Source organism: Rudanella paleaurantiibacter (assembly GCF_009184635.1).
GTDB lineage: Bacteria > Bacteroidota > Bacteroidia > Cytophagales > Spirosomataceae > Rudanella > Rudanella paleaurantiibacter.
Window position 1 is genome coordinate 146,361 of sequence record NZ_WELI01000009.1, and the last position, 22,084, is coordinate 168,444.

The 22,084-nt window shown below is 55.1% G+C and carries 22 protein-coding genes; 13 read left to right on the top strand and 9 right to left on the bottom strand.

The features are described from left to right. Nucleotides 1-156 precede the first annotated feature (156 nt). The gene (locus F5984_RS19625; protein WP_152125918.1) at nt 157-1,059 is read left to right on the top strand and encodes a YciE/YciF ferroxidase family protein; all 903 of its coding nucleotides are present in this window, start codon (nt 157-159) and stop codon (nt 1,057-1,059) included. A gap of 78 nt (nt 1,060-1,137) precedes the next feature. Here the strand turns inward: F5984_RS19625 and F5984_RS19630 are convergent, their stop codons facing one another. The 4 genes from F5984_RS19630 to F5984_RS19645 all read right to left on the bottom strand — a co-directional run bounded on the left by F5984_RS19630 (nt 1,138) and on the right by F5984_RS19645 (nt 4,668). After that, the gene (locus F5984_RS19630) at nt 1,138-1,569 is read right to left on the bottom strand and encodes a nuclear transport factor 2 family protein (RefSeq protein WP_246169173.1); all 432 of its coding nucleotides are present in this window, start codon (nt 1,567-1,569) and stop codon (nt 1,138-1,140) included. A gap of 109 nt (nt 1,570-1,678) precedes the next feature. Next, complete coding sequence (gene metF, locus F5984_RS19635; RefSeq protein ID WP_152125919.1) at nt 1,679-2,638, bottom strand: methylenetetrahydrofolate reductase [NAD(P)H]; 960 nt, start codon at nt 2,636-2,638, stop codon at nt 1,679-1,681. A gap of 153 nt (nt 2,639-2,791) precedes the next feature. Then, a complete protein-coding gene (locus tag F5984_RS19640; RefSeq protein WP_246169175.1) occupies nt 2,792-3,565 on the bottom strand; it encodes a phosphatase PAP2 family protein in 774 nt (257 codons plus the stop codon). 89 nt (nt 3,566-3,654) lie between these two features. Then, nucleotides 3,655-4,668: a nitrilase-related carbon-nitrogen hydrolase gene (locus F5984_RS19645; RefSeq protein WP_152125920.1), complete on the bottom strand. Its 1,014-nt coding sequence runs from the start codon at nt 4,666-4,668 to the stop codon at nt 3,655-3,657. A 133-nt stretch (nt 4,669-4,801) separates the two neighbouring features. Here F5984_RS19645 and bshB1 point away from each other — a divergent pair, with 133 nt between their 5' ends. The 4 genes from bshB1 to F5984_RS19665 are packed head-to-tail and all read left to right on the top strand — an operon-like array spanning nt 4,802 to nt 6,932. Beyond that, nucleotides 4,802-5,518, top strand: a complete 717-nt coding sequence (gene bshB1, locus F5984_RS19650; protein ID WP_152125921.1) for a bacillithiol biosynthesis deacetylase BshB1 — start codon at nt 4,802-4,804, stop codon at nt 5,516-5,518. A gap of 16 nt (nt 5,519-5,534) precedes the next feature. Next, complete coding sequence (locus F5984_RS19655; protein ID WP_152125922.1) at nt 5,535-6,479, top strand: endonuclease/exonuclease/phosphatase family protein; 945 nt, start codon at nt 5,535-5,537, stop codon at nt 6,477-6,479. Between the two features lie 48 nt (nt 6,480-6,527). Next, nucleotides 6,528-6,725, top strand: coding sequence for a hypothetical protein (locus tag F5984_RS19660; RefSeq protein ID WP_152125923.1), 198 nt, complete (start codon nt 6,528-6,530; stop codon nt 6,723-6,725). A gap of 24 nt (nt 6,726-6,749) precedes the next feature. Further along, nucleotides 6,750-6,932 (top strand): hypothetical protein, encoded by a 183-nt coding sequence (locus F5984_RS19665; protein ID WP_152125924.1) that lies wholly within the window; start codon nt 6,750-6,752, stop codon nt 6,930-6,932. A 67-nt stretch (nt 6,933-6,999) separates the two neighbouring features. Here the strand turns inward: F5984_RS19665 and F5984_RS19670 are convergent, their stop codons facing one another. The 4 genes from F5984_RS19670 to F5984_RS19685 form a co-directional block, all read right to left on the bottom strand. Beyond that, entirely contained in the window at nt 7,000-8,037 is a 1,038-nt protein-coding gene (locus F5984_RS19670; RefSeq protein ID WP_152125925.1) for a spore photoproduct lyase family protein, read from the bottom strand. A 487-nt stretch (nt 8,038-8,524) separates the two neighbouring features. Next, nucleotides 8,525-9,400 carry a sugar phosphate isomerase/epimerase family protein gene (locus F5984_RS19675; protein ID WP_152125926.1) on the bottom strand — a complete coding sequence of 292 codons (876 nt, stop codon included), beginning with the start codon at nt 9,398-9,400 and terminating at the stop codon, nt 8,525-8,527. 9 nt (nt 9,401-9,409) lie between these two features. Then, a complete protein-coding gene (locus tag F5984_RS19680; RefSeq protein ID WP_152125927.1) occupies nt 9,410-11,131 on the bottom strand; it encodes a GMC oxidoreductase in 1,722 nt (573 codons plus the stop codon). A gap of 12 nt (nt 11,132-11,143) precedes the next feature. Continuing rightward, nucleotides 11,144-11,668 (bottom strand): gluconate 2-dehydrogenase subunit 3 family protein, encoded by a 525-nt coding sequence (locus tag F5984_RS19685; RefSeq protein WP_152125928.1) that lies wholly within the window; start codon nt 11,666-11,668, stop codon nt 11,144-11,146. A 299-nt stretch (nt 11,669-11,967) separates the two neighbouring features. Here F5984_RS19685 and F5984_RS19690 point away from each other — a divergent pair, with 299 nt between their 5' ends. The 6 genes from F5984_RS19690 to F5984_RS19715 all read left to right on the top strand — a co-directional run bounded on the left by F5984_RS19690 (nt 11,968) and on the right by F5984_RS19715 (nt 18,379). After that, nucleotides 11,968-12,420 (top strand): (2Fe-2S)-binding protein, encoded by a 453-nt coding sequence (locus tag F5984_RS19690; RefSeq protein WP_152125929.1) that lies wholly within the window; start codon nt 11,968-11,970, stop codon nt 12,418-12,420. Between the two features lie 101 nt (nt 12,421-12,521). Further along, nucleotides 12,522-14,684 carry a xanthine dehydrogenase family protein molybdopterin-binding subunit gene (locus F5984_RS19695; protein WP_152125930.1) on the top strand — a complete coding sequence of 721 codons (2,163 nt, stop codon included), beginning with the start codon at nt 12,522-12,524 and terminating at the stop codon, nt 14,682-14,684. 122 nt (nt 14,685-14,806) lie between these two features. Then, a complete protein-coding gene (locus F5984_RS19700) occupies nt 14,807-15,529 on the top strand; it encodes a hypothetical protein (protein WP_185155582.1) in 723 nt (240 codons plus the stop codon). An 84-nt stretch (nt 15,530-15,613) separates the two neighbouring features. Beyond that, complete coding sequence (locus F5984_RS19705) at nt 15,614-16,636, top strand: hypothetical protein (protein ID WP_152125932.1); 1,023 nt, start codon at nt 15,614-15,616, stop codon at nt 16,634-16,636. A gap of 78 nt (nt 16,637-16,714) precedes the next feature. Further along, nucleotides 16,715-17,788 carry a hypothetical protein gene (locus F5984_RS19710; RefSeq protein WP_152125933.1) on the top strand — a complete coding sequence of 358 codons (1,074 nt, stop codon included), beginning with the start codon at nt 16,715-16,717 and terminating at the stop codon, nt 17,786-17,788. Nucleotides 17,789-17,875: 87 nt separating this feature from the next. Continuing rightward, nucleotides 17,876-18,379, top strand: a complete 504-nt coding sequence (locus F5984_RS19715; RefSeq protein WP_152125934.1) for a hypothetical protein — start codon at nt 17,876-17,878, stop codon at nt 18,377-18,379. An 85-nt stretch (nt 18,380-18,464) separates the two neighbouring features. Here F5984_RS19715 and F5984_RS19720 read toward each other — a convergent pair whose 3' ends face one another. After that, the gene (locus tag F5984_RS19720; protein WP_152125935.1) at nt 18,465-19,880 is read right to left on the bottom strand and encodes a glycoside hydrolase family 125 protein; all 1,416 of its coding nucleotides are present in this window, start codon (nt 19,878-19,880) and stop codon (nt 18,465-18,467) included. A 393-nt stretch (nt 19,881-20,273) separates the two neighbouring features. Between F5984_RS19720 and F5984_RS19725 the strand changes: the two genes are divergently transcribed. Both F5984_RS19725 and F5984_RS19730 read left to right on the top strand, forming a co-directional pair. Next, nucleotides 20,274-20,846: a PepSY-associated TM helix domain-containing protein gene (locus F5984_RS19725; RefSeq protein ID WP_246169178.1), complete on the top strand. Its 573-nt coding sequence runs from the start codon at nt 20,274-20,276 to the stop codon at nt 20,844-20,846. Nucleotides 20,847-20,965: 119 nt separating this feature from the next. Next, nucleotides 20,966-22,045 (top strand): agmatine deiminase family protein, encoded by a 1,080-nt coding sequence (locus tag F5984_RS19730; RefSeq protein WP_152125937.1) that lies wholly within the window; start codon nt 20,966-20,968, stop codon nt 22,043-22,045. Nucleotides 22,046-22,084 lie beyond the last annotated feature (39 nt).

Here is a 22,084-nt window from a genome sequence, read left to right on the forward strand (position 1 = left end):
CTGGCATTTTCAACTAAAGCGTATTACTCTACACTATTTGTAGATTTAATACCCCACATTTATCCCTTTCCGCAGACCTAACTATCAGATAATCAGTAGTGGCATAATCATTGACAGGGGATTAGGCAGTTCAACACAACCTTAAACTATTTGATTATGGCATCGCTGATGGATCGTGTGTCGAATTTCTTTAGTGGAAACGACGCAGACACGGGTGAGGGATTGAAAAGCCTTTTTATCACCGAACTTAAAGACATTTATTACGCAGAGGGACAAGCCATCGATGCGCTGGCCGAACAGGCCGATGCCGCTACAACCGATGAAGTTCGGAATGCGTTTCTGCAACACCAGGAAGAATCACGTAACCAGCGGACTCGACTGGAACGTGTATTCGATAGTCTCGGTGTTTCGGCTACAGAAGGAACTTGCGACGCCATTGACGGTTTAGCCGATGATGGTCGGCGGGTGGTTTCAAACACCGAATCGGGTTCGCTGACGCGGGACGCCGGTCTGATTATGGCAGCCCAAAAAGTAGAGCATCACGAGATTGCGTCGTATGGCTCGGCCGTAACACTGGCCAAGGTACTGGGCTACCATGAAGCCGCTCAATTGCTCCAGCAAACACTGGACGAAGAGAAAAATACCGACAAAAAATTGACCCAACTGGCCGAATCGTTTATTAACCAACGGGCCGCCGGTGAAAGCGACGATATGGACAACGACAGCTATGACCGCTACCGGGATCGGGACAGCGTAACCAACGAGGCTTCGATGGGCTCAGGCATGTCGAGTTCGGGCACAATGGGCTACGGCTACACAGGTAGTGGATCGGGCATGTCATCGGGCTCAGGTATGTCGTCAGATTCGGATTACCGCAGTGGCTCAACCGGATCGGGCATGTCGTCGGGCTCACAATACGGGAGTGGCTCGGGTATGGGTTCGGGATCGTCATCAACCGGCGGCTACAGCAGCGGCTCATCGATGGACGATGACGATTCGTCGACACCCCGGTATAACCCCAACCGCGATGCCACCCTGGGCGGCACGAGTGGGGTGTAGCCAATAAAACTAAATAAACGAGGGTGAAGTAGTCAGAATGGATTCTGACTACTTCACCCTCGTTTGCGTTTGGGCGGTTTACTGCGCCAACCGTAGCGACTGCCAGGTAGCCATTTGCCAACGTCCGTTTCGCTTCACGTACACATCGGTGTAGCGTAGGCGAAGATCAGTGAGTTTACCATCGGGCGCGTTCATCTTGATATCGCAACGACCGTTGATAATGGCGGTATTGCCATACACCCGCACTTTCTGCTCTTTTACGTCAATTGTATTGTACGACGATTTGCCGTCTTTGATCGACTGAATAAACGATTCCTTGCCGTCGACATTACCGTTCGAGTGCGTGTACACCAGATCGTCGGTGAGCAATTTGCCCAACGCATCGTAATCTTTGGCCACTTGCGCATCGAACCGCGCTTTTTCGGCCGCCAGAACAGCTTTCTCGTCGGCACTTTGTGCGAAAACGGTTGCCCACGAGAGGAGCATGAAAAACGAAAGAAGTAGACGCATAAGAGGTTTTATCGTTTCGGGGTTATGGTTTACGATTCGGTTAACCTACCCGATAAGGCAGCGGAACCCCGCATCTAACCGGCCAGTCCATCAAAAACCCGTTGTCTAATCAGAACACTTCGCGGGCAATGCGGGCCACGTTGTCGGCCTTACCCATCGTATAGTAATGTAAAACAGGTACGCCAGCCGCCATCAGCTCGCGCGATTGCGCAATGCCCCACTCTATCCCTACCTCACGGGCTTGTGCATCGTTTTCGCAGGCTTCTACGGCTTTAACCAACTCCTGCGGCATTTCAAGATGAAACAGCTTGGGCAGAATCTGCAGTTGCCGACGAGTGCTCAACGGTTTCAGGCCCGGAATAATAGGAATAGTGATACCATGTGCACGGCACCGCGCTACAAAATCGAAGTACTTCTGATTGTCGAAAAACATCTGGGTCACAATGTAGTCGGCCCCTTTCTCAACTTTCTTTTTGAGAAAATCGAAGTCGGTATCCGGGTCCATTGCCTCAAAATGCTTTTCGGGATAGGCCGCTACACCCACGCAGAAATTACTGGGGGCCAGGGCGGTATCTTCTTCGTGTAGATAAATGCCCCCATTCATGTTCACCACCTGTTCGACCAGCTCGCTGGCGTAGGAATAGCCGTTGTCTTTGGGCTTAAAGGTGTTAAAGGGCTTAGCCGGGTCGCCCCGGAGCACGAGCACATTATCGATGCCGAGGTAGTGCAGGTCGATCAGAAAATCCTCCGTCTCTTCGCGGGTGAATCCTCCGCAGAGCACATGCGGTACCGGGTCTACCCCAAACCGGTGCATAATAGCCGAGCAGATGCCCACCGTACCGGGCCGCTTACGCGTTACGATTTTCTTGATCGAACCGTCGGGCATGGGCCGCTCAATGTACTCTTCGCGGTGATACGTCACGTCGATAAACGGCGGCTTGAACTCCATCAGCGGCTCGATATTATCGAGCAGGTTTTTGAGATTGTCGCCCTTGATCGGCGGAATAACTTCAATGGAGAAGATTGGCTTTCCGTTGGCGTTACGGATGTGATCGGTAATCTTGGTCATTTCGTGTGTGTTCCCCGCGCTATGTCGGGGGGCTTAAGCTCCTTATGCTGAGTTTGGAGCGTGTTCGTAAAGTAAGCCCAACCACCGGGCTACGTAATCTCAGTCCCGCAAATATATCCGCCCGGTCTCATAAATGCGCAACCGGGCGCGTAATCAGGGCAGGGCAACCTGCACATACACGCCATTGGCTACACCATTGGTCCAGGGCGTCACACGCATCGAATACGCCTTACTACCCGCACGGGGCCGATGCAGCCGGGGCACCAGCCAACCTGCAGCCGAGCCAACAGCCGCTCCTACCAGCAAGTCGGTCGGAAAGTGTTTACCGGCTTCGTAGCGGAGCAGGGCCGTGGTGGTAGCCAGCCCCAATGAGCCCACCCAAACCACCGGTTTAAGTTTCGAGACCGGGAAATAATGCCCAAACACCGTAGACGCAAATACGGCCGAGGCAAACGATACAGACGCGTGGCCAGAGAAAAAGGCCCGCCGGGCATCGCGGTCCATTTTTTCGCTCAGGGGAGCCGCTGCGTGGTACACAAACGGCCGGTTGCGCAGGGCCACCTCTTTCACTATATCAACGGTGCCGAGCGTAAGCAACATCGTTTGGGCGTATAAAAGAGGCACCGTAAACCATTTTTTCTGGCGCAGGGTAGGTAAGCCCGTCAGGCCCACCACGCCCACCGTTCCGAGCAGGGTCAAATCGCTCAGGCGGGCCGCCTTCGGCGACCAATTACGGGTGGCACCCCGGTCAAATGCGTTGATCGACTGCGGATCAAGCTGCGCGATTTGTGCTTCGGTCAGGCCCGACTGCCCCTGTCCAATCAGCAGGGCAGCACCGTTGGCCGCTAACCCGAGGGCAAGCAGCCGAATTTCGCGGCCGGTCTGTAGTTGGTAAACGGAGTCGCGGGGTACAAGGGGCTGAGCCATCAGGTTCAGACCGGTTCCCCAAAAACAAAGGCACCAAATAAAGGCAGGGATCACCCCAACTGTCCGTCCGCTCGGCTTTCGATTGTTTCTCAAAATATCTCTTTCTTTAGTTTGTCGATAACCGCCTGCTGCGTTTTGGCAAAATGTGTCCGGTCGACGGGTTCAGCCAACAGGGTATTGGGTGGAGAAAACGAATGGCCCGTGTAGCTTTCAGCGTACAGCTCGAACCGTTGGCGAGCCAACACATTGGCTGCGCCCGGACGCTGGCGGTGCGCCCGCAAGGCGTTGAGGTCAATGTCGGCATGGGCGGCCATACTCTCACCAAAGCCGGCCTCGGCCAGTACCAGCCCTTTGTAATCAATCACTTTTGAGCCCCCATCGGCCGAGTTGGCGGGCAAAGCTCCTCCGCTTACCCCAGCCGTGTTGGCCGAAACCACATAAGCCATATTTTCGGCGGCACGGGCCAATGGAGCCACCCGGCCGGGCGTAAGCAGCGGGCTACCTACCTCCGAGGCTGAGTGCAGGAGAATTTCGGCCCCGCGCATAGCCAAACAACGGGCCACCTCCGGAAACAGAATCTCGTCGGACGCCATGCAGGCCAGGTTTCCAATATTGGTTTTGGCAACCGGAAAAATAGAGTCGTACCCATAAGCTTCCAGATAGTACGCCCACACATCGTGCGGGGTAGGGATGTTGAGTGCGTTTAACCGTCGGTATCGCAACAGAACGTTGCCGTTGGGCCCGATAATAAAACTAGTCTGGAAGTAAAGGTCCGGGAAATGCGGGTCCTGCTCATAGGCATTACCCGAAAAGTAGATTTGTAGCCGCTGCACCATGGCCCCCAAGGCTTCGTAAATCCGCCCATCGATTTCCAAAGCCGCTTTGTCGCGCCATTCAACCAACGTTTCGCCGAGAGGAGGCCCCGACAGAAAAAGTTCGGGTGCCACAACCAGCATGGTATCACGGCCAATTCGGCTGATGGACGCTTCGATCTGCCGTTCGACCCGGTCGATAGATTGTAGCATTTGCTCCTCGCTTTGCTCGCGGGAGGTACAGGCGTTTACGGTTTGGCAAGCGGTTTGGAGGGCCAGGGATTTATACATAGAAAGAGTTTGTTGTTCAGAGTGGTCGGATTGGGCCGACAGTGACCGGCGATTGGTGGCGAAAATAGCGGAATCGAAACAAAATCGCACCAACGGGCGTCAGGGCTGCAACAATCCTTTTTACCTTCGTAGCATGAAAGTTGACGTTCTGTGCATTGCAGCCCATCCCGACGATACTGAAATGAGTGCCGGGGGCACCATACTCTCCCTCATTGCCCAAGGTAAAACCGTAGCGGCTGTCGACCTCACCCGGGGCGAACTCGGCACCCGCGGCACCCCCGAAATACGTCTGGCGGAGGCCGACGCAGCCACCAAAATTCTGGGTCTGGTAGCCCGCGAGAACATGGGATTCCGGGATGGCTTCTTCCGCAATGACGAAGAACACCAGATGGCCCTCATTCCAGCCATTCGGCATTACCGGCCCGAGATTGTCATTACCAACACTATCGACGACCGGCACCCGGACCACGGCCGGGCGGCCCAACTGGTTGTTGAAGCCTGCTTTTATGCCGGTTTGCGCATGATTCAAACCACTCGCGATGGTCAACCACAGGAGGCATGGCGACCCAAATACGTCTACCATTTTATTCAGGACCGGTCGCTCAAGCCCTCGTTTGTAGTTGATATCTCGGACCATTGGGAGGGCAAACTAGCGTCGATCAAAGCCTACCGGAGTCAGTTCTACGACCCCAACAGTCAGGAACCCGCGAGCTATATTTCGAGCGCCGATTTTATGGATTTTCTGCGGGCGCGGGCCGAAGAATACGGCCATATGATTGGCGCCAAATACGGCGAGGGCTTTATTAGTCAGCGCATGCTCGGTGTCACCGATCTGTTTGGCTTAGTGTAAACGGTCGATGTTGCGTTTGCTTCGTACCCGACTTCTGCCCCTTTTCACCCTTTTTCTGGTGCTGGCGCCGGTGCTGGGCCGTGTATTTGGGAGTTCGTTCTTTCTGTTCGAACTATTCAGCCACTTTTCGGTCCAATACGCCGGGCTGGCAGGGCTCTTGCTGGCCTTCTGGATCGGCCGGGGCCGCCCACACATGGCTTTCTGGGCCGGGGTGGCTCTCCTGCTCAACGCCTATTGGAGCGCCACCCTGTTCAGGCTCAACGCGCCCCGCACCGGGCAAACTGATCTGCGGGTTTTCCACGCCAACGTCCTCTACACCCGTAGCGATTACCAACCTATTATTGACACCATTCGGCGATTACGACCCGATTTTTTTGTTCTGCACGAGATGACACCTGCCGGCGTGCGGGCCGTAGCCGAACTCCGGCGCGACTACCCGTATCAGGACAGCGTGTGGGCCAAAGGGCCGTGTTATATTCTCGTCGGGAGCCGTACCCCCTTTCAGACCGATTCATCAGCCCGCCGACAGCACCGGGTTATTGCCCTCACGAGTACCGTGCGCGGGCGGGTAGTCTCGCTCAGTACAGTGCACCCGCGTACCCCGCTCCTGCCCGGCTGGTTTGCTCACCGCAATAGTCAACTACAATTCGTAGCCGATCAGCTCGCTAACGCAACAAACCCGTCCCTCCTGATCGGCGACTTCAATATCAGCCCATTATCACCTATATATGCCCGCTTTTTCGCCGACCGAGCCGGTGTTTTGGGCCCTTTGAAAGCCTGCCGGGATGGCTACGGCTGGACACCCACCTGGCCGCGGTACCTTCCGCTGATGTTCATCCCGATTGACCATGCGTTTGTCAACGGTGGTTTCCGAACCAATCACTTCCGCACGTTGACCCTACCCGGCTCCGACCATCGGGCCATTTGCATAGATTTAAGTCTATCGAAAAAACAGAATTAATACAGTGCGGGTTGAGTGATTAGGTTTTCACCCTAAAATCTCAACGTCATGGCAAAGAGCACATTGGACAAGGTCGAAGAAGAATACAAAGAGCAGAAAGCCGGGGGTACCGGCAACAGCACGCAACATGGTAGCACCGGCACCGGCCGGCAATCAACAGCGCAGAAGAGTTCGAAGCACTCCAAGAGCAGCAACAGCAGCGCGGGCAAAGCTACCGGCGGCAGCAAAGGTGGACACAGCAGTTAATCGTTCCTCTAAACCGCTACAGACATGCAGTTTTCACCCAGGTATCTAAGCCCGCAAACGGGCGGTGGCAACAGCCACATCAACCAGAAAGAGAAAGGACAAGCGGGAAAAGACGGCGCTAAACCCCGCTCAACGAAGAAAACAACGGAGAAAATTGAGCCGCAGGACCGCACCGACAATAAGAAAAACGCCAACAGTGTCGATTAGGCTTTGGCCGTGGAAAAAGGGGCTAACAAACCGGAATACATACCCGTTTGTTAGCCCCTTTCCGATTCTAAAATATATACCGAATACCGCACCACGGAATTTCTTCGTGCATGAGTCGCTCAAACACGGCCACCATTTTGGCTTTCAGCTGATGTGCGTACCGAATGTTCCAGCCCCCGTACTGACTCACTTTGCTCTCCTGCAACTCGGGTACCCAAAGTAACTCTTCGGCTTTTGGGTTAATGGCCAGATTGGCCTGATGCTGCCACTGGTTATGGGTGAGAAAAATGACCTCAGCTTGCATCTGTTCTTTCACCTCGGGGCGCACGGCCGCATCGAGCTGCCGGAACAACTCGCGGTAGTCGTCGCGCCAGGTTTTGCCCCCGTACACAATGACCGGCGAAAAATTGACGTGTACCTCGTAGCCGGCCTCGTAAAAATCGTTGATAGCCGCTATACGCTTTTCGATGCTATCGGTGCGTACGTCAACCAGCTTACTTACGTGCGCCGGCATCAGGCTAAACCGAATCCGAACCTTACGCCTGGGGTCGAAATGGAGCATATCCGGGTTGACAAACTTGGTGGCAAAGGTTGCTTTGGCGCGGGGATGATCGCGGTAAAAAGCGAGCGCCTGCTGCACGCCATCCGACAGGCTGTAGTCCACCGAAATATCGGAGTTACAACCAATATCGTACGTCCAGTAGGTTGGGTCGGTCTGGTTGGCAGGTTTAGGCCAGGGTAAAGCCTGTACATGCGCATCCACCGAAGTCAGGATTTCTTCCACGTTGGTGAACAACGTGATAGGGTTTACCTTCTTGTGCCTGTCGACATAGCAGTACGTACATCCCCCAAAGCACCCATTGGCAAGGCTCGGCGCAATGTAATCTGAACTGCGACCGCTCCACTTAATCTCCTGATTCTTCAGCTTACCCAGCACCAGCACATCAGACTTAACCTTAAAATGGCTCATTCCTAACTCGGGCAGTCGGTTATGCTGGGCCACCTGCATGAGCTCGGCCTGCGGGAATTGTTGAATAACAGCTTCTCCCCGCTCGTTGAGCGAATCGGCCGTATAAAGCACCAGAGAAGGATTAAAATAAGGCATGAATGTTCGTTGAGTCGTGTACAAACAAAACACTCAAACGGCAGTCATAGTTCGCTTAAAAATACACCTATCCAATTGACGACCAGACAATTAATAAACTAATTCATTGATCCTTACATACTTTATTTTAAGAGTCGATGGTTGACACAACCGGCAGCGGCTGACCACCCCCTTGCCCCCTCCTTGAACTAAGGAGGGGGATCGTCAACGTCAACTTTCTGAGTGGATTCTTTGGAATTCTCCATCTCCTCAATGCCCCCACTCCTGCCCCCAAAAAAGCCTTTTCTGAGCCACTAAAATTTTCAGTCCCCCCATTACTTAAATCAAGACGGACCACCCCTGCCCCCCTCCTTGAACTAAGGAGGGGGCAGGGGGGTGGTAGCGCTACGAGCCAACTGCACTCTACGAAAAAGCGATGACATCGTTCCCAAAGGAGATGTCATCGCTCATGTCTAACCCAGCAGCGCGTTTATCTGAAAGCACCCGCCTACTTCCGCAGGTTTTTAAGATAAGCAATGCTTTTGGGCACCTGCACATCTTCGTGGTTGCTCTCGTCTTCGATGTAGTAATGCTTGATACCTACCTTTTTGGCCGTTTCGAGCACGGCGGGCATATCAATCTGTCCATCACCCAGCACCACATCGTTTTCGGGTGGGGTTCCCCCGCTCAGATCGCCCTTAATGCCTTTTTTGAGGTCTTTCAGGTGCATCAGTTTCCAGCGGCTACCGTACTTTTTGAGCAGAGCCACGGGGTCGGCCCCGCCATGCTGCGCCCACAGAATATCCATCTCAAACGAGACATATTTAGGGTCGGTGTTCTTCACCATGTAGTCGAACAACGTACCGTCTTCGTAAGGCTGAAATTCATAGCCGTGATTGTGGTAGCAGAAGGTAATACCATTGTCTTTAAGCACTTTGCCCACCCGGTTGAAATCGGCAACGGCCTGTTTGGCATTTTCGAGGGAGAAATTACTCTTCTGATGGGGTATCCAGGCCACCATCACAAATTTGGCACCCAACGCCTTCGCCTGACGGGCCACGGCTTCCGGGTCTTTTACAATTTGTTCGTAACCCGCCCCGGTCGATGTTACTTTGATACCCCGCTCGTTGAGCAACTTCAGAAACTCCTCGGTGCTCATACCTTTCGGAACGCCCCCTTCGATCTCGGTAATACCGAGCGACTTAATCAAATCAAGGGTGCCCACCACATCTTTGGGCATCATGTTGCGATAGGTGTAGGTTTGAACACCCAACGGGAAGGTGTACACCGGCTTGCCCGACTGAGCCGATACGAGGCTGGGGGCCGACAGACTGAGCGACAAAAGAGCGGCCGCAAACAGTCGGCGCGTGATTGAGAAATGCATACGTGTCAGTTAAAGGTTTTTCTTTTTCATTTGGGCGACCGCAAAGTTAGCCGCCCGTGCCGTGAGGGCCATATACGTCAGCGACGGGTTTTGGGTCGAAGTAGATGTCATACAGGCCCCATCGGTCACAAACACATTTTTGCAATGGTGTAAGGCATTCCATTGGTTGAGCAACGACGTTTTGGCGTCTTTGCCCATGCGTACACCACCCATCTCGTGAATGTCGGAGCCAGGGTTTGAATGGGTATCCACGGCTTTCACATTGGTAAAGCCGGCAAGCGTAAACATCTCCGTCATTTGTTCCATAAAATCATTCACCATTCGGTCGTCATTCTCCGACCAGCCCGCCGAGGTTACCAGCAAGGGAATACCGTACTTATCGTTTCGGTTAGGGTCGAGCCGCACGTGATTTTTTTCGAGCGGAATGGTCTCGCCCTGCATCCAGCCGCTAATGTGCCACGGCCCCAGTTTGGGGTGCAGCAGATTTTCTTTGAGCGCCAGCCCCACACCATCGCGGTTGGTTTGTAGCCCCCGTCCGCCCCCCACACCCGTAGCGTAGCCCCGCAAAAACTGGGACGCCAGCCCGGTCGTCTCTTGCCGGTGCAGGTTCCGAAAACGCGGAATGTAGCCGTTACTCGGATTACGGCCATCCGTTGTCTGGTCCGGGAAACCGTCGTACTCGGCCGAAATTTTGCCTCGATAGTTGTGCCAGGCAATGTATTTACCCAACAGTCCGCTATCGTTACCGAGTCCATTTGGAAACCGGTTTGAAGTGGAGTTGAGCAGAATCAGATTACTGTTCAGGGCCGAGCCATTCACGAAAATGATGCGGGCGTAAAACTCCATCATCTGCAAGCTGTTGGCATCTACTACCCGCACCCCGGTAGCGCGGCCTTTCTGGTCGTCGTAAATAATTGAATGTACCACCGAATGCGGGCGCAAGGTCATGTTGCCGGTGCGCTCGGCCCAGGGCAAGGTGCTGGCATTACTACTGAAATACCCACCAAACGGGCACCCGCGTACGCACAACGCCCGGTGCTGGCACTGCGCCCGTCCCTGCGCCGTATGCACCGGCTTCGGCTGGGTAATGTGCGCGCAACGCCCCTGAATCAATTGCCGGTCGGTGTAGTGTTTGGCAATGGTTTGTTGCAGATGCGACTCTACGCAATTGAGCTGGATGGGCGGCAGAAACTCGCCATCGGGCAGATGCGGCAGGCCGTCTTTGTTTCCCGAGATACCCGCAAATTTCTCCACATGGCTGTACCAGGGGGCCAAATCACGGTACCGAATGGGCCAATCGACCGCAAAACCATCGCGGGCGGGGCCTTCAAAATCAAATTCGCTCCACCGCTGGGTTTGCCGCGCCCACAGCAACGACTTACCACCTACGTGGTAGCCCCGAGTCCAGGTGAAGGGTTGCTCCTGCACAAACGGCTGCTCGTCGGGTTTTATGGCCCAATGCAGGGTTTCTTCGCGCATGAATGAGCGGATGTCTCCGTACTGCTCCCGTACGGCCAACGGCACCTGCCCCCGGTGCGGAAACTCCCACGGGTTCAGGTTGGCGGTGGGGTAATCGGTCACATGCTTCACATCGCGGCCGCGCTCCAGCACCAGCGTCTTGAGCCCTTTCTCGCACAACTCTTTAGCGGCCCAACCCCCACTAATCCCTGAGCCAATTACAATGGCGTCGTAGGTCATTTGTTTGGCTGCATCAATCAGAAAATTTGCCATAGCGCGAACAGGTCAGCGGGTTGCTACGGGTACACAACCGTAATAATGCCCCGGAATCATGGTGTATTTGTAGTAGCCGGTCATCACATATTCCGAGGTTGTGTACCCCTGAATAGTGAGCTGTTTGAGCAGAGAATAAAACGCTTTGCGGGTAGTGTCGGTGGTGGCTTCGAAAGCCAGCAGAACATCGGTTCGTTCAGCCGGAGAGCAAGCTGCGAATGACTTGCCGAAACGTGCGTGGGCCAGTTCGTCGAAGCCCGCCAGACCCGCTACAAACTGCTGCTGTACCGGGGGCTCATAGCAATCAGCCACCATAGTCTGCACAAAGGCAGGCACCTCAAGGGCCCGCGCGCCGGGTGTGTCGGAAGCCGGAATGAGCGCATCGATCACCTCGGTCAGCAGCGCCTGCTGCTCCAGGCTCAGCAGAGCTGGCCCAGCCGGTAACGACGCCTTCGTCCAGGCGTTTGCCCAATTGGGCAACAGCAGCAACCCACCAGCAGCCAGGGTCATGTTTTTGAGGGCAGTTCGTCGGTGCATCGTTTTGGGCTGAGTGTTCTAGATGTTTTCGGATTGGCGAAACGTCCATTCGGCCAACTACCCCGAAAAGAAGCAAGCGTGAGCCAACTACTTTGACCAATCAGAACGCAACCGAACCAAACCGGATACGCAAACCAGACACGGGCTCCTGGTTAGCTACTTGTGCACCAACTTACACGAAAGTCGGTGACATTCTGATGGGTATAGAATCATTAGACCCGCCGACTCCGTATCTTTATGCTGTGAAAAGCCCTCTTTGCCGTTGGCTTTCCACTTCGAGTAGCTAACCTATCTTGCACATGGCAAAATACACTCTTCTTATCAACGGACAACGTTTCCAGACCGAGGCCGACCCCGACACCCCACTACTCTGGGTGCTGCGCGATAACCTCGGCCTCACCGGCACCAAGTTTGGCTGCGGCATTGCACAGTGTGGGGCCTGCACCGTGCACTTCAACGGCGAGCCAACCCGTGCCTGCGTACTACCGGTTTCGGCCGTTGGTAACAACAAAATTACCACCATTGAGGGGCTCTCGGCCACGGGCGACCACCCGGTACAAAAAGCCTGGGCCGCTGTCGACGTACCGCAGTGCGGCTACTGTCAGGCTGGGCAAATCATGACGGCGGCCGCTTTCCTGAAGCGGAACCCCAAGCCGACTACCGAGCAAATTGAAGAGGCCATGTCGGGCAACCTTTGCCGGTGTGGTACGTATCACCGAATCCGGGAAGCCATTCAGCTCGCTGCTAAATAAAGTTTACTGTCTACGGTTTACCGTTTATAGTTGGTTGTTGCCTCGGAAAAGTCTTCGTGCCACTGCCAGCTAAAAACACTAAACCAAAACGCCAAAAAGGCATGAAAACGACTTCAACATCTCGCCGTGATTTCCTAAAAGTCGCGGCTACGGTAAGCGGTGGCTTGTGGCTTGGTTTCAACTGGCAAACCGCCGACGCCAACGCGCTGCCACTCACCGCCCTTGATGCCGCCGGCCTGGCCGACGCTCCCCATAACTTCAACAGTTTTATTTCAATTGGTACCGATGGCCTTATCACCATCTTCTCGCCCAACCCCGAAGTAGGGCAAGGTATCAAAACGGCCTTCCCGATGGTGGTAGCCGACGAGCTGGATGCCGACTGGGCCCGCGTGCGGGTCGAACAGGCTCCGCTCGACACCAAGCGGTTCGAGCGGCAGGCCGCCGGGGGATCGCAATCGCTGCGCCACTCCTGGACCCGGCTCCGGCAGGCTGGCGCTACCGCCCGCCAAATGCTGGTTGAGACAGCGGCCGCCCGCTGGAATGTACCGGCTTCGGAATGTACCACCGACAAGGCCGTGGTGTTCCACAAAGCCTCTAACCGGAAAGTGAGCTACGGCGAACTGGCGACCGATGCCGCCAAACGGCCCGTGCCCACCAACGTGACGCTCAAAACCCCGAAGCAGTTTACGATTATCGGCAAAAACATGCCGAACGTCGATAACAAGGAGATTCTGACCGGCAAGCCCATCTACGGCATCGACTTCTACCGCGAAGGAATGTTGTTTGCTATGGTGCAACGTCCCCCGGCGTTTGGGCTGAAACTGAAATCAGTGGATGCCGCTGCGGCCAAGGCCATGCCGGGCGTGACTGACATAGTTACGCTCAAAAACGGCGTAGCAGTCGTCGGAAAGAATACCTGGGCGGTGAAAAAAGCCCGCGAAAAACTGAAAGTTGAGTGGGAGAAAATTAACCCTGATGCGCCCCTCGATAGTACCGAAGGCTTTGACCGGCAATTCAAAGAGCTGCTCGACAAGCCGGGCACTGTGCGCCGGAAAGACGGTGATCCCGATGCCGCCTTTGCCTCGGCCGCCCGCATCATCAAAGCCGAATATCAGTGCCCCATGCTGGCCCACAGCCCGCTGGAGCCGATGAATTTCTTTGCCCACGTACGGCCCGACGGCGTGGAGCTGGTAGGCTCTACTCAAACCCCCGAACGCGCCCGCAACGACGTAGCCAAGCTGTTGGGTGTGGCTCCCGAAACGGTGAGCGTCAACATGACCCGCATGGGAGGAGGCTTTGGCCGCCGGTTGCAGGCCGACTTTGCCGTTGAAGCCGCCGAGGTATCAAGCCTGGTAAAGGCTCCGGTGAAGGTAATCTGGACCCGTGAAGACGATATGAACGGAGGTAGCTACCGCCCGGCCTGCCGCTACCGGTTCGAGGCCGCTTTGGACAAAGACAACAACCTGATTGGCTACAAGCTGCGGGGTGTGGGCGTTAACGTGGCCAACTCGACCCGCGAAGACAACTTCCCGGCCGGCGCTGTACCGAACCTGCTTATCGACTCGCACGACGTTAAGTCGCCCGTAACTACCTGGGCCTGGCGGGCTCCAATTACCAACTTCCTGGCGTTTGCCGAGCAGGCGTTTCTGGACGAAGTGGCCGCTGCCGCTGGCAAAGACCCGATTCAGTTCCGGCTGGATTTGTTCGCGAAGGCAAAATCGTCGCCAACGGGAGCCGTTAAATACGAAGTCGACCGGATGGAAGCCGTAACGCGGCTCGTAGCCGAAAAGAGCAACTGGGGTAAAAACCCGTCTGTAAAGCAAGGCTTCAGCGTGTATTTCTCGCACAACTCGTACGTAGCTCAGGTAGCCGAAGTGGTGCAGAAAAACGGTAAGCCGGTTCTCCAGAAAATTCACGCTGCGGCCGACTGTGGCGTGGTGGTAAGCCGGAGCGGTGCTCTGCAACAGATGAAAGGCGGGGTAGTCGACGGGTTAGGCCACGCGCTTTACGGCAAGCTGACCCTCAAGGACGGTGCCGCCGAGCAACGGAACTTCGACGCCTTCCGGCTTATTCGGATGAACGAGGTGCCCGATGTAGAGGTGTACTTCGTTGAGAACGAGAAAGACCCCTCTGGTTTGGGTGAGCCCGCCTTACCGCCAACCGGAGCAGCCGTAGCCAACGCGATGTTCAAAGCAACCGGTACCCGGCTCTACAATCAGCCGTTTGCCGAGCAGCCCGGTAGCCCCTGGAAACAGAATATGTAGGGTTTACCAGTCCTGTACACCGGCGATTTATTATCAAGCCCCCGAACCGTTCATAGCAAATGGTTCGGGGGTTTTTCGTAAAATCGTGTAGTATTGCCTTGTCTAACAACCACAAGACCAGCATGCCAGAACCCGAAAAAAGCCTTGGGCAGAAGATTCTGAGCTTCTTTGTCAAAGATGAATCCGCTCCCCGAACGGATGTTTCCGGAACGGATGTTCCCGGAACAACCGGAGCGGGGGTACCCTTACCCGGCACACAGCCCCCAGCCTCTCAAACGGCCCCAAGCACCGCCCGCCCAGTTGCAAACGGTGCACCCGGAGAAATTGATGCAAAATTTGCCGACCACTTTACAGAAGTGCTGTCGAAAGCCAACGTGCCTGGCCCTGACTACTTCGAGTTTCGGGAAACGCTCCGTAACCTGGCCGACCTGGGCCTGCCCGAAGACAAGCGGTATCAGGCAGCCTGGGCCTCGTTTAAAGCCATTGCGGGCAATGTTGACGTAGCCATGCTGACATCGACCGCTAACGGGTATCTGACCGCGCTCAATGCCGACCGGGAGCTGTTTTTGAAAAGCGTTGAAACGGCGCTGAACGAGCGGGTGGGCGGGTTGCAGAACGAGCAAAAAGCCCTTCTGGCCGACAACGAGGCCATTGCCAAGCAAATTGCCGAACTACAAAAACGGCAGCAGGCCAACAACGACCGGCTTTCGAACATCGGTGGAGAAATTGCCGAACAAAGCACCAAGCTGACCCAGAACCGCAACAACTTTGAGGTTACCTACGCCAGCTTCACGGAGCAGATCAAACACGACGTATCCAAGATTCAAACGTACCTTACTCAATGAGCGAATTAGTGAATGAGTGAATGCCTGTCCGCACTCAACCCCTTCATTCGCTAATTCACTCAATCACTCAATCACTCATTAACTATGGCAACCCCTGACTTTTCTCAACTTGGTGGCAACACCTCAACCGACGCCGACAAACGGTCGTTCTGGAGCCGCCCCGAAGGCGTAGCAGGCATGATTTTTCTGCTGGCCCTGGGTGGTGTGTTTTTGTACCGCATCAACGATATTCTCGAATGGCTCATCCGGGTCACCGAGAATACGCTGTACCTCGGCGGGCTTTTGGCTGCACTGGCGCTGGTTATCTTCCTGATTACGAGCAAAGACGTCAGAACCGGCGTATTCTTCCTGTTCAAATCGCTGATGCGTACGCTCACGGGCACCATCATCCAGTTGAACCCCATCGCAATCATGAAAATCTACATCGACGACCTAAAAGACAAGCGGGAAAAGATGCAGGGACAGATCAACACGCTGGCGGGTCAGTTGGTGAAGCTGAACAAGAAGATCAACGAGAACAACGAGCTTATCAAGCAGAAGTTTGCCGAGGCCAACAAAGCCAACTCCATGACCGACCGGCCCGGTATGAAAGAGGCTGCTTCTCTGGCGACGATGGAAGGCGCGGGCCTGCAAGAGATGAACCAGAAGCTGTTGCCCCTGCAACGCAATATGAAAACCGTGCTTGAGTTCATGGAAAAAGTGAACAAGAGCGCCGAGTACATTATCAAAGAAACCGAAATCAAGGTCCGGCTGAAAGAAACCGAGTACCAGATTGTTAAAGAAAGCTCCAGCGCCCTCAAAACGGCCGTCAGCATCTTCAAAGGCGACCCCGACAAGAAGTTCTACTTCGACGAGTCGATGGAGTATATTCAGGACGACATGAGCAAAAAGCTGGGCGAGATGAAGCGGGCTATGGACCTCTCCATGGACTTTATCAACGGCGTTGATATTCAAAACGGTATCTTGTCAGATAAAGGCCAAAGTATGCTCGAAGCGTACAACAAAGGGGAGTTTAAGCTCATCAGCCTCGACGCCCCGGCCCCCGAATCCACTCCCCGCCTTGCCAACCCGCCAAAAGACCAAAACTATAAAAACCTGCTCGAATAAAGAGTGAATGAGTGAGCTGACGCAAGCAGCTTGCAAACAATTCACTCAATCACTCATTCATCCAATCACTCATTGTCTATGCAACGCTTAACCACCGCCGGAAGGCTCCTGATTACGGCCATTGTGCTGGCCGCCCTTTACTTTGGATTTAAAGCCCTTGGGGGTAACGAATGGCTCCAGAATATGCGGGGCAAGCAAGCTACCGAACAGGCTGGCACCTCTACCGAAACGGCTGACAATGGCTCACCTAGCCTTCCGGGCAATGACGAAGCCACCTCGACCGCTACCGACGAGGCTTCGGACAACGGCAGCGGCTCCTCATCGTCGGCTTCCGACAGTGGCCCCCGGCCCGCGTTCTCTTACACCGCCCCTGAGCCCGTCAACGGTAAACTGAAAGGCGTAGTAGAACTGGGTGCGAGTGGGTTCAACTCGTTCATTGTCCGTATTGACGATCAGAAGCGCTGGAAACTCGAAAAAGCGGATTTTGGCAACAGCCTGGTGCTCGAAAATATGGCCACCGATCAGGACGTACGCGAGGGGCTCAAAAAGTACATCGGCAACATGCTCGACTACGGGGTGGGTGGCCGCGATATTCAGTTTGTGGTCAGTTCGGGGGCTATCAAGGCCGATAATACCCAAAAGATTATTCGGGCGCTTAAGTCGCTCAACTACGTGGTAAATACCGTAACCCCGGAGCAGGAAGGCCGTTTGGCCCTGCGGTCGGTGCTGCCGTCGGACTTCGACGAAAATGCCTTTGTGGTGGATATTGGCTCGGGTAACACCAAAATTTCGTGGCGCAATGGGGGTTCGGTGCAGGCACTGGAGACCCACGGTTCCAAGTATTTCCAGAACGGAATCGACGATGCGCAGGTAGCGCAGGAGGTAGCCGCCAAAGCCAAGCAGATTCCGGCGGGTCAGCGCAAAACGGCCTTCATCATCGGTGGTATTCCGTTTGAGCTCGCCAAACAGGTTCGGAACGGTAAAGAGCGCTACACGGTACTCAAAGCCCCCGCCGACTACACGGGCGAAAACGCCAAGCAAAAAGCGGGTCTGGTGATTTACAAAGCCATTGCCGACGCTACGGGCTGTCAGCAGTTCGTATTCGACTGGGACGCCAACTTCACGATCGGGTATTTGCTAACCTTAAAATAGGAGTGAGGAGTAAGGAGATAGGAGTGAGAAGGGCTGACGCATAGGTTTCTCCTCACTCCTACCTACTCACTCCTACTTCCTTCGCTTATGACCCTCTTTGACTTCTTTCAATTCATTACGGCGCACGCAGGTGTGGCCGTTCTTTTTTGGGTAGCCGTGCCAGCGGTTACGTTTCTGGTCAATCTGTGGTCAGGTACCACGGCTGAGGAAATCTGGCGGTGGCGTTATGTGTATGCGGTATTGGTGTACACAGCCGCCATTCCAGGTGTTTTTGCCGTGACGCTCAACATCTACCTGTTTCTGTTTGAGCGGCAGAGCATCTGGACAATGAACCTTGCGCTTCAGGTACTCCCCATTCTGACAATGGTTGGGACACTGATGCTCATTCGGCAAAAAATTCCGTTCGGGTACGTGCCGGGTTTCGGCAAGCTGTCGGGCTTTCTGACCCTCATTGCCGCCCTCATCGGGCTGATGTGGTTTTTCGACCGGCTGCGGCTCGTGGCCTTTACCTATGTGCCGTTTGTGTACATCGTGGTGGGCTTTGTGGGCGTACTGGTACTTATCCGGTTTGCGTGGAGCAAGATGTTCTGAGAGGCAAATAGGACGATACAAAAACGAGGTGGCAGGATTCGAACCTGCCACCTCGTTTGATGTAATCGGTATTGAGCGTTTGCCGCTACCCCAGCAAAGCCGGTCGCTCGTTGAACGTTTTGAGCACCAGTTCACCGAAGATAGTATTGGCCCATGCAAACCACTTGCGGGTAAACCTGGTCGCGTCGTCTTTATGGAATGATTCGTGCATGAAGCCCGTACCTCCGTGCGTTTGCCGGAGCGTGGTAAGACACTGCCGAATTTCGGCGGGGTCGGTGGTGGTAAGGCCCCGAATTACGATGCTTAATGGCCAAATCATATCCATCCCCGCGTGCGGCCCACCAATTCCTTCACCGGCTTTGCCCCGGAAAAAGAACGGATTTTCGGTACTCAAGAGCATCCGGCGGGTGTTTTGGTAAATGGGGTCGGTAGTTTTTACAGCTCCCAGATAGGGCAACGATAGCAGACTCGGGATGTTGGCATCGTCCATGAGGTTGAAGCTGCCAAAGCCGTTCACCTCGTAGGCATACACCTTCCCGAAGCGCGGATGCGTTGTTACGGCATACTGTTTCAGGGCCGTGTCGACCTCTGTCGCCAGGGCCAGCGCATCGGTCCGCAACGAGCCCCCGATGTTCAGGGTCTGGCACAATTCGGCCAGTTGCCGGAGCGATACCAACGCAAAGAAGTTGGCCGGAATCAGGTACGGAAAAATGGTGGCATCGTCGCTCGGCCGGAACATGGAGCAAATCAGACCGTTGGGCCGAACCGGATAGCCATACCCGCCCAGGGGCACCCCATCGGTAGCCCAGGTGGTCCGGCGCTCAAATTTGTACGGGCCATTGCCGGTTTTACGCTGTTGCTCCCGGAACGTTCGGATCACCAGCCGCATCGCCTGCTGCCAGTCGGCGTCGAAAGGCCGGGCGTCGCCGGTCGTTTTGTGGTAATGGTACGCCAGCCGGATGGGGTAGCAAAGACTGTCGATCTCCCATTTGCGCTCATGCAGGCCGGGCTTCATGTCGGTCACATCGTCTTTCCACTCACCTACCCGCGTCTGCTCTTTGTAAAACGCGTTGGCATAAGGATCGTAATTGATACAGCGGGTTTGCCGCCGGATTACCCCCTCAATCAACTGCCGCAGCGGCTCATCCTGCTTCATCAGGGGTAGGTAAGGCCACACCTGCGCCGTTGAGTCGCGGAGCCACATGGCGTCGATGTCGCCCGTGATTACGTAGGTGTCGGGTTTACCGTTGACCATCTCGAAGTCGACGGTGGTATCCAGCGTATTGGGGAAGCAGTTTTCAAAAAGCCAGGCTAATTCGGAGTTGCCAGCCTTGCCTTTTACGGCCCGGATGGTGGCTTCAACAGCTGCGCTTTTGAATTTCCGGCTCGATTCGGGCACACGCACTACCGGAAACGAAGACTCCGAGCCACCAAGCGACGGTTTGGTAAACAGAACGGCTGAACTCAGCGCGGCATTTTGCAAAAAAAGACGACGATTCATATTGACGAATTGGAACCCCACGGCCACTCACCGCCCGTTGGGTCTGCAATATTAAGAACAGAGTGAGTTACGAGAAAAGGCTGACCAAAAACCGGAGCGCCGGCCGCCATAAACTAAAAACCACAAACCACGGGTGTAGGACAAGTTTGCCAACCGTTCTTTCAACCACCCCCCGGCCCCCTCCTTGAACTAAGGAGGGGGAGCCGATGAAGGCCCCTTTTCTGCTCCCCCTCCTGTTTTTAGGAGGGGGCCGGGGGGTGGTGTTTCCAGATTAACGTGAATTATGACCTTATCACTCAATACCGCTACCCTCCAAAAACCATGAACCAAAAACTATAAACCATAAACCACCCACCACCCCAACAAGCAATTCTGCCGATTATCTTTGCCGATATGACTACCCACCCTCGTTCGACCGACCGTAAAACAGCCGCCAAAACCCTGCGTCAGTTTCGGCAATGGCACCGTACCGTTAGCCTCATTGCGGGTATTGTGCTGCTGGTGGTGTCGCTCACCGGTTTGTTGCTGGGCTGGAAAAAGCATTCGGGCGGGCTCATCCTGGCCAAAACCCAAACCGGCGTATCGGCCGACCTCCGCACCTGGATGCCTATGGATAGCCTCCATCAGATTGCCGTCCGTACCCTGCGTGATTCGATCTCGGCCGACCTCTCCCCCGCCCTCGACCGCATCGACGCCCGTCCGCAAAAGGGAATCGTCAAGTTTGTCTTTGCCGACCACTACTGGGGTATTCAGCTCGATGCCAGCACGGGCCGGGTGCTGCTTCTTGAACGACGTACCGCCGACTGGATTGAAAACCTGCACGATGGCAGCCTGTTCGACAAGTGGCTCGGCACCGACAACGAGGCCATCAAACTCGTGTTTACCACTCTGGCTGGGCTCGGTTTACTCATTCTGACCCTCAGCGGTTTCTGGCTCTGGTACGGTCCCCGCCGAATGCGGTCGTGAACAGGCTAAACCAAACCTTTACTAACCGGAGCCGGTTCTTCTACGGGCTTCGCAGGGGTTCACTACACCCAGCCCCGTAAGTTTTTGTAATTTTGCCCCCTCAATTTGAAACATCAGCGATGAACATACAGAATCAGGCGCCTTTAACGCCTACTACCACCTCGCCCGCGGCACAGGGCTTTTCGTTTCCGGCCGAATGGCTACCCCATACCGCCACCTGGCTCACCTGGCCCCATACCGAAGCGTCGTGGACCCGCGAGCGGCAGGAAGCCATGTTTCCGGCCTATCTGGAGTTTATTGACACCATTGCGCATGGTGAGCAGGTATGCATCAACGCGCACAATGAGCTTGTTATGCAGGCGGCCAAAATGCGGCTCCTCATGGCTGGTGTCGACATGGACCGCGTTACCCTGCTCCCTCACCCCTGCAATGACTCCTGGTGCCGCGACCACGGCCCCGCGTTTCTGACCAACCCAGCCTCCGGCGAACGGATGATTGTCAACTGGGGCTACAACGCCTGGGGCGGCAAATATCCACCCTACGACCGCGACGACCTGCTGCCCGTGGAGATTGCCCACTATCGGAAGCTACCCCACGTAACGCCCGGTATCATTATGGAAGGGGGCTCGGTGGAGTTCAACGGCGCGGGGGCGGTACTCACCAGCCGCGCTTGTCTGCTGAATAAAAACCGGAATCCGCACCTCACACAGGCCCAAATTGAGCAGTACCTCTGCGATTACTACGGTGTGCAGCAGGTACTTTGGGTGGAAGATGGTATTGTGGGCGACGATACCGACGGACACATTGACGATACCGTTCGGTTTGTGAACGAAGACACCGTTCTGGCGGCTATCGAACATAACAAGAGCGACGCCAATTACGCGCCCTTGCAGGAAATTCATCATGAATTGCGGCAGATGCGCCTGCTCAACGGCAAGCCATTAAACATTGTGGAATTGCCCATGCCCGACCCCGTTGTGAGCGATGGCCTGCGGCTACCGGCCTCGTACGCCAACTTCTACATTGCCAACGCGGCCGTGATTGTGCCTACGTTCCGGTGTAAACAAGACCAGCAGGCTCTCGATATTATTGGGCGCTGCTACCCCGACCGGCCTGTGGTTGGTATCGACTCTACCGAGATTGTCTGGGGGCTGGGTAGCTTCCATTGCCTGAGCCAGCAGGAACCGGCAGGCGTGTAAGTTTTTAGTTTTGAGTTTATGGCGGCCGGCGCTCCGGTT

Bases quoted from the DNA above. Each gene is read 5' to 3' on its own strand.
- F5984_RS19625 (WP_152125918.1), top strand. From the start codon at position 157: ATGGCATCGCTGATGGATCGTGTGTCGAATTTCTTTAGTGGAAACGAC.
- F5984_RS19630 (WP_246169173.1), bottom strand. From the start codon at position 1,569: ATGCGTCTACTTCTTTCGTTTTTCATGCTCCTCTCGTGGGCAACCGTT.
- metF (WP_152125919.1), bottom strand. From the start codon at position 2,638: ATGACCAAGATTACCGATCACATCCGTAACGCCAACGGAAAGCCAATC.
- F5984_RS19640 (WP_246169175.1), bottom strand. From the start codon at position 3,565: ATGGCTCAGCCCCTTGTACCCCGCGACTCCGTTTACCAACTACAGACC.
- F5984_RS19645 (WP_152125920.1), bottom strand. From the start codon at position 4,668: ATGTATAAATCCCTGGCCCTCCAAACCGCTTGCCAAACCGTAAACGCC.
- bshB1 (WP_152125921.1), top strand. From the start codon at position 4,802: ATGAAAGTTGACGTTCTGTGCATTGCAGCCCATCCCGACGATACTGAA.
- F5984_RS19660 (WP_152125923.1), top strand. From the start codon at position 6,528: ATGGCAAAGAGCACATTGGACAAGGTCGAAGAAGAATACAAAGAGCAG.
- F5984_RS19665 (WP_152125924.1), top strand. From the start codon at position 6,750: ATGCAGTTTTCACCCAGGTATCTAAGCCCGCAAACGGGCGGTGGCAAC.
- F5984_RS19670 (WP_152125925.1), bottom strand. From the start codon at position 8,037: ATGCCTTATTTTAATCCTTCTCTGGTGCTTTATACGGCCGATTCGCTC.
- F5984_RS19675 (WP_152125926.1), bottom strand. From the start codon at position 9,400: ATGCATTTCTCAATCACGCGCCGACTGTTTGCGGCCGCTCTTTTGTCG.
- F5984_RS19680 (WP_152125927.1), bottom strand. From the start codon at position 11,131: ATGGCAAATTTTCTGATTGATGCAGCCAAACAAATGACCTACGACGCC.
- F5984_RS19685 (WP_152125928.1), bottom strand. From the start codon at position 11,668: ATGCACCGACGAACTGCCCTCAAAAACATGACCCTGGCTGCTGGTGGG.
- F5984_RS19690 (WP_152125929.1), top strand. From the start codon at position 11,968: ATGGCAAAATACACTCTTCTTATCAACGGACAACGTTTCCAGACCGAG.
- F5984_RS19695 (WP_152125930.1), top strand. From the start codon at position 12,522: ATGAAAACGACTTCAACATCTCGCCGTGATTTCCTAAAAGTCGCGGCT.
- F5984_RS19700 (WP_185155582.1), top strand. From the start codon at position 14,807: ATGCCAGAACCCGAAAAAAGCCTTGGGCAGAAGATTCTGAGCTTCTTT.
- F5984_RS19705 (WP_152125932.1), top strand. From the start codon at position 15,614: ATGGCAACCCCTGACTTTTCTCAACTTGGTGGCAACACCTCAACCGAC.
- F5984_RS19710 (WP_152125933.1), top strand. From the start codon at position 16,715: ATGCAACGCTTAACCACCGCCGGAAGGCTCCTGATTACGGCCATTGTG.
- F5984_RS19715 (WP_152125934.1), top strand. From the start codon at position 17,876: ATGACCCTCTTTGACTTCTTTCAATTCATTACGGCGCACGCAGGTGTG.
- F5984_RS19720 (WP_152125935.1), bottom strand. From the start codon at position 19,880: ATGAATCGTCGTCTTTTTTTGCAAAATGCCGCGCTGAGTTCAGCCGTT.
- F5984_RS19725 (WP_246169178.1), top strand. From the start codon at position 20,274: ATGACTACCCACCCTCGTTCGACCGACCGTAAAACAGCCGCCAAAACC.
- F5984_RS19730 (WP_152125937.1), top strand. From the start codon at position 20,966: ATGAACATACAGAATCAGGCGCCTTTAACGCCTACTACCACCTCGCCC.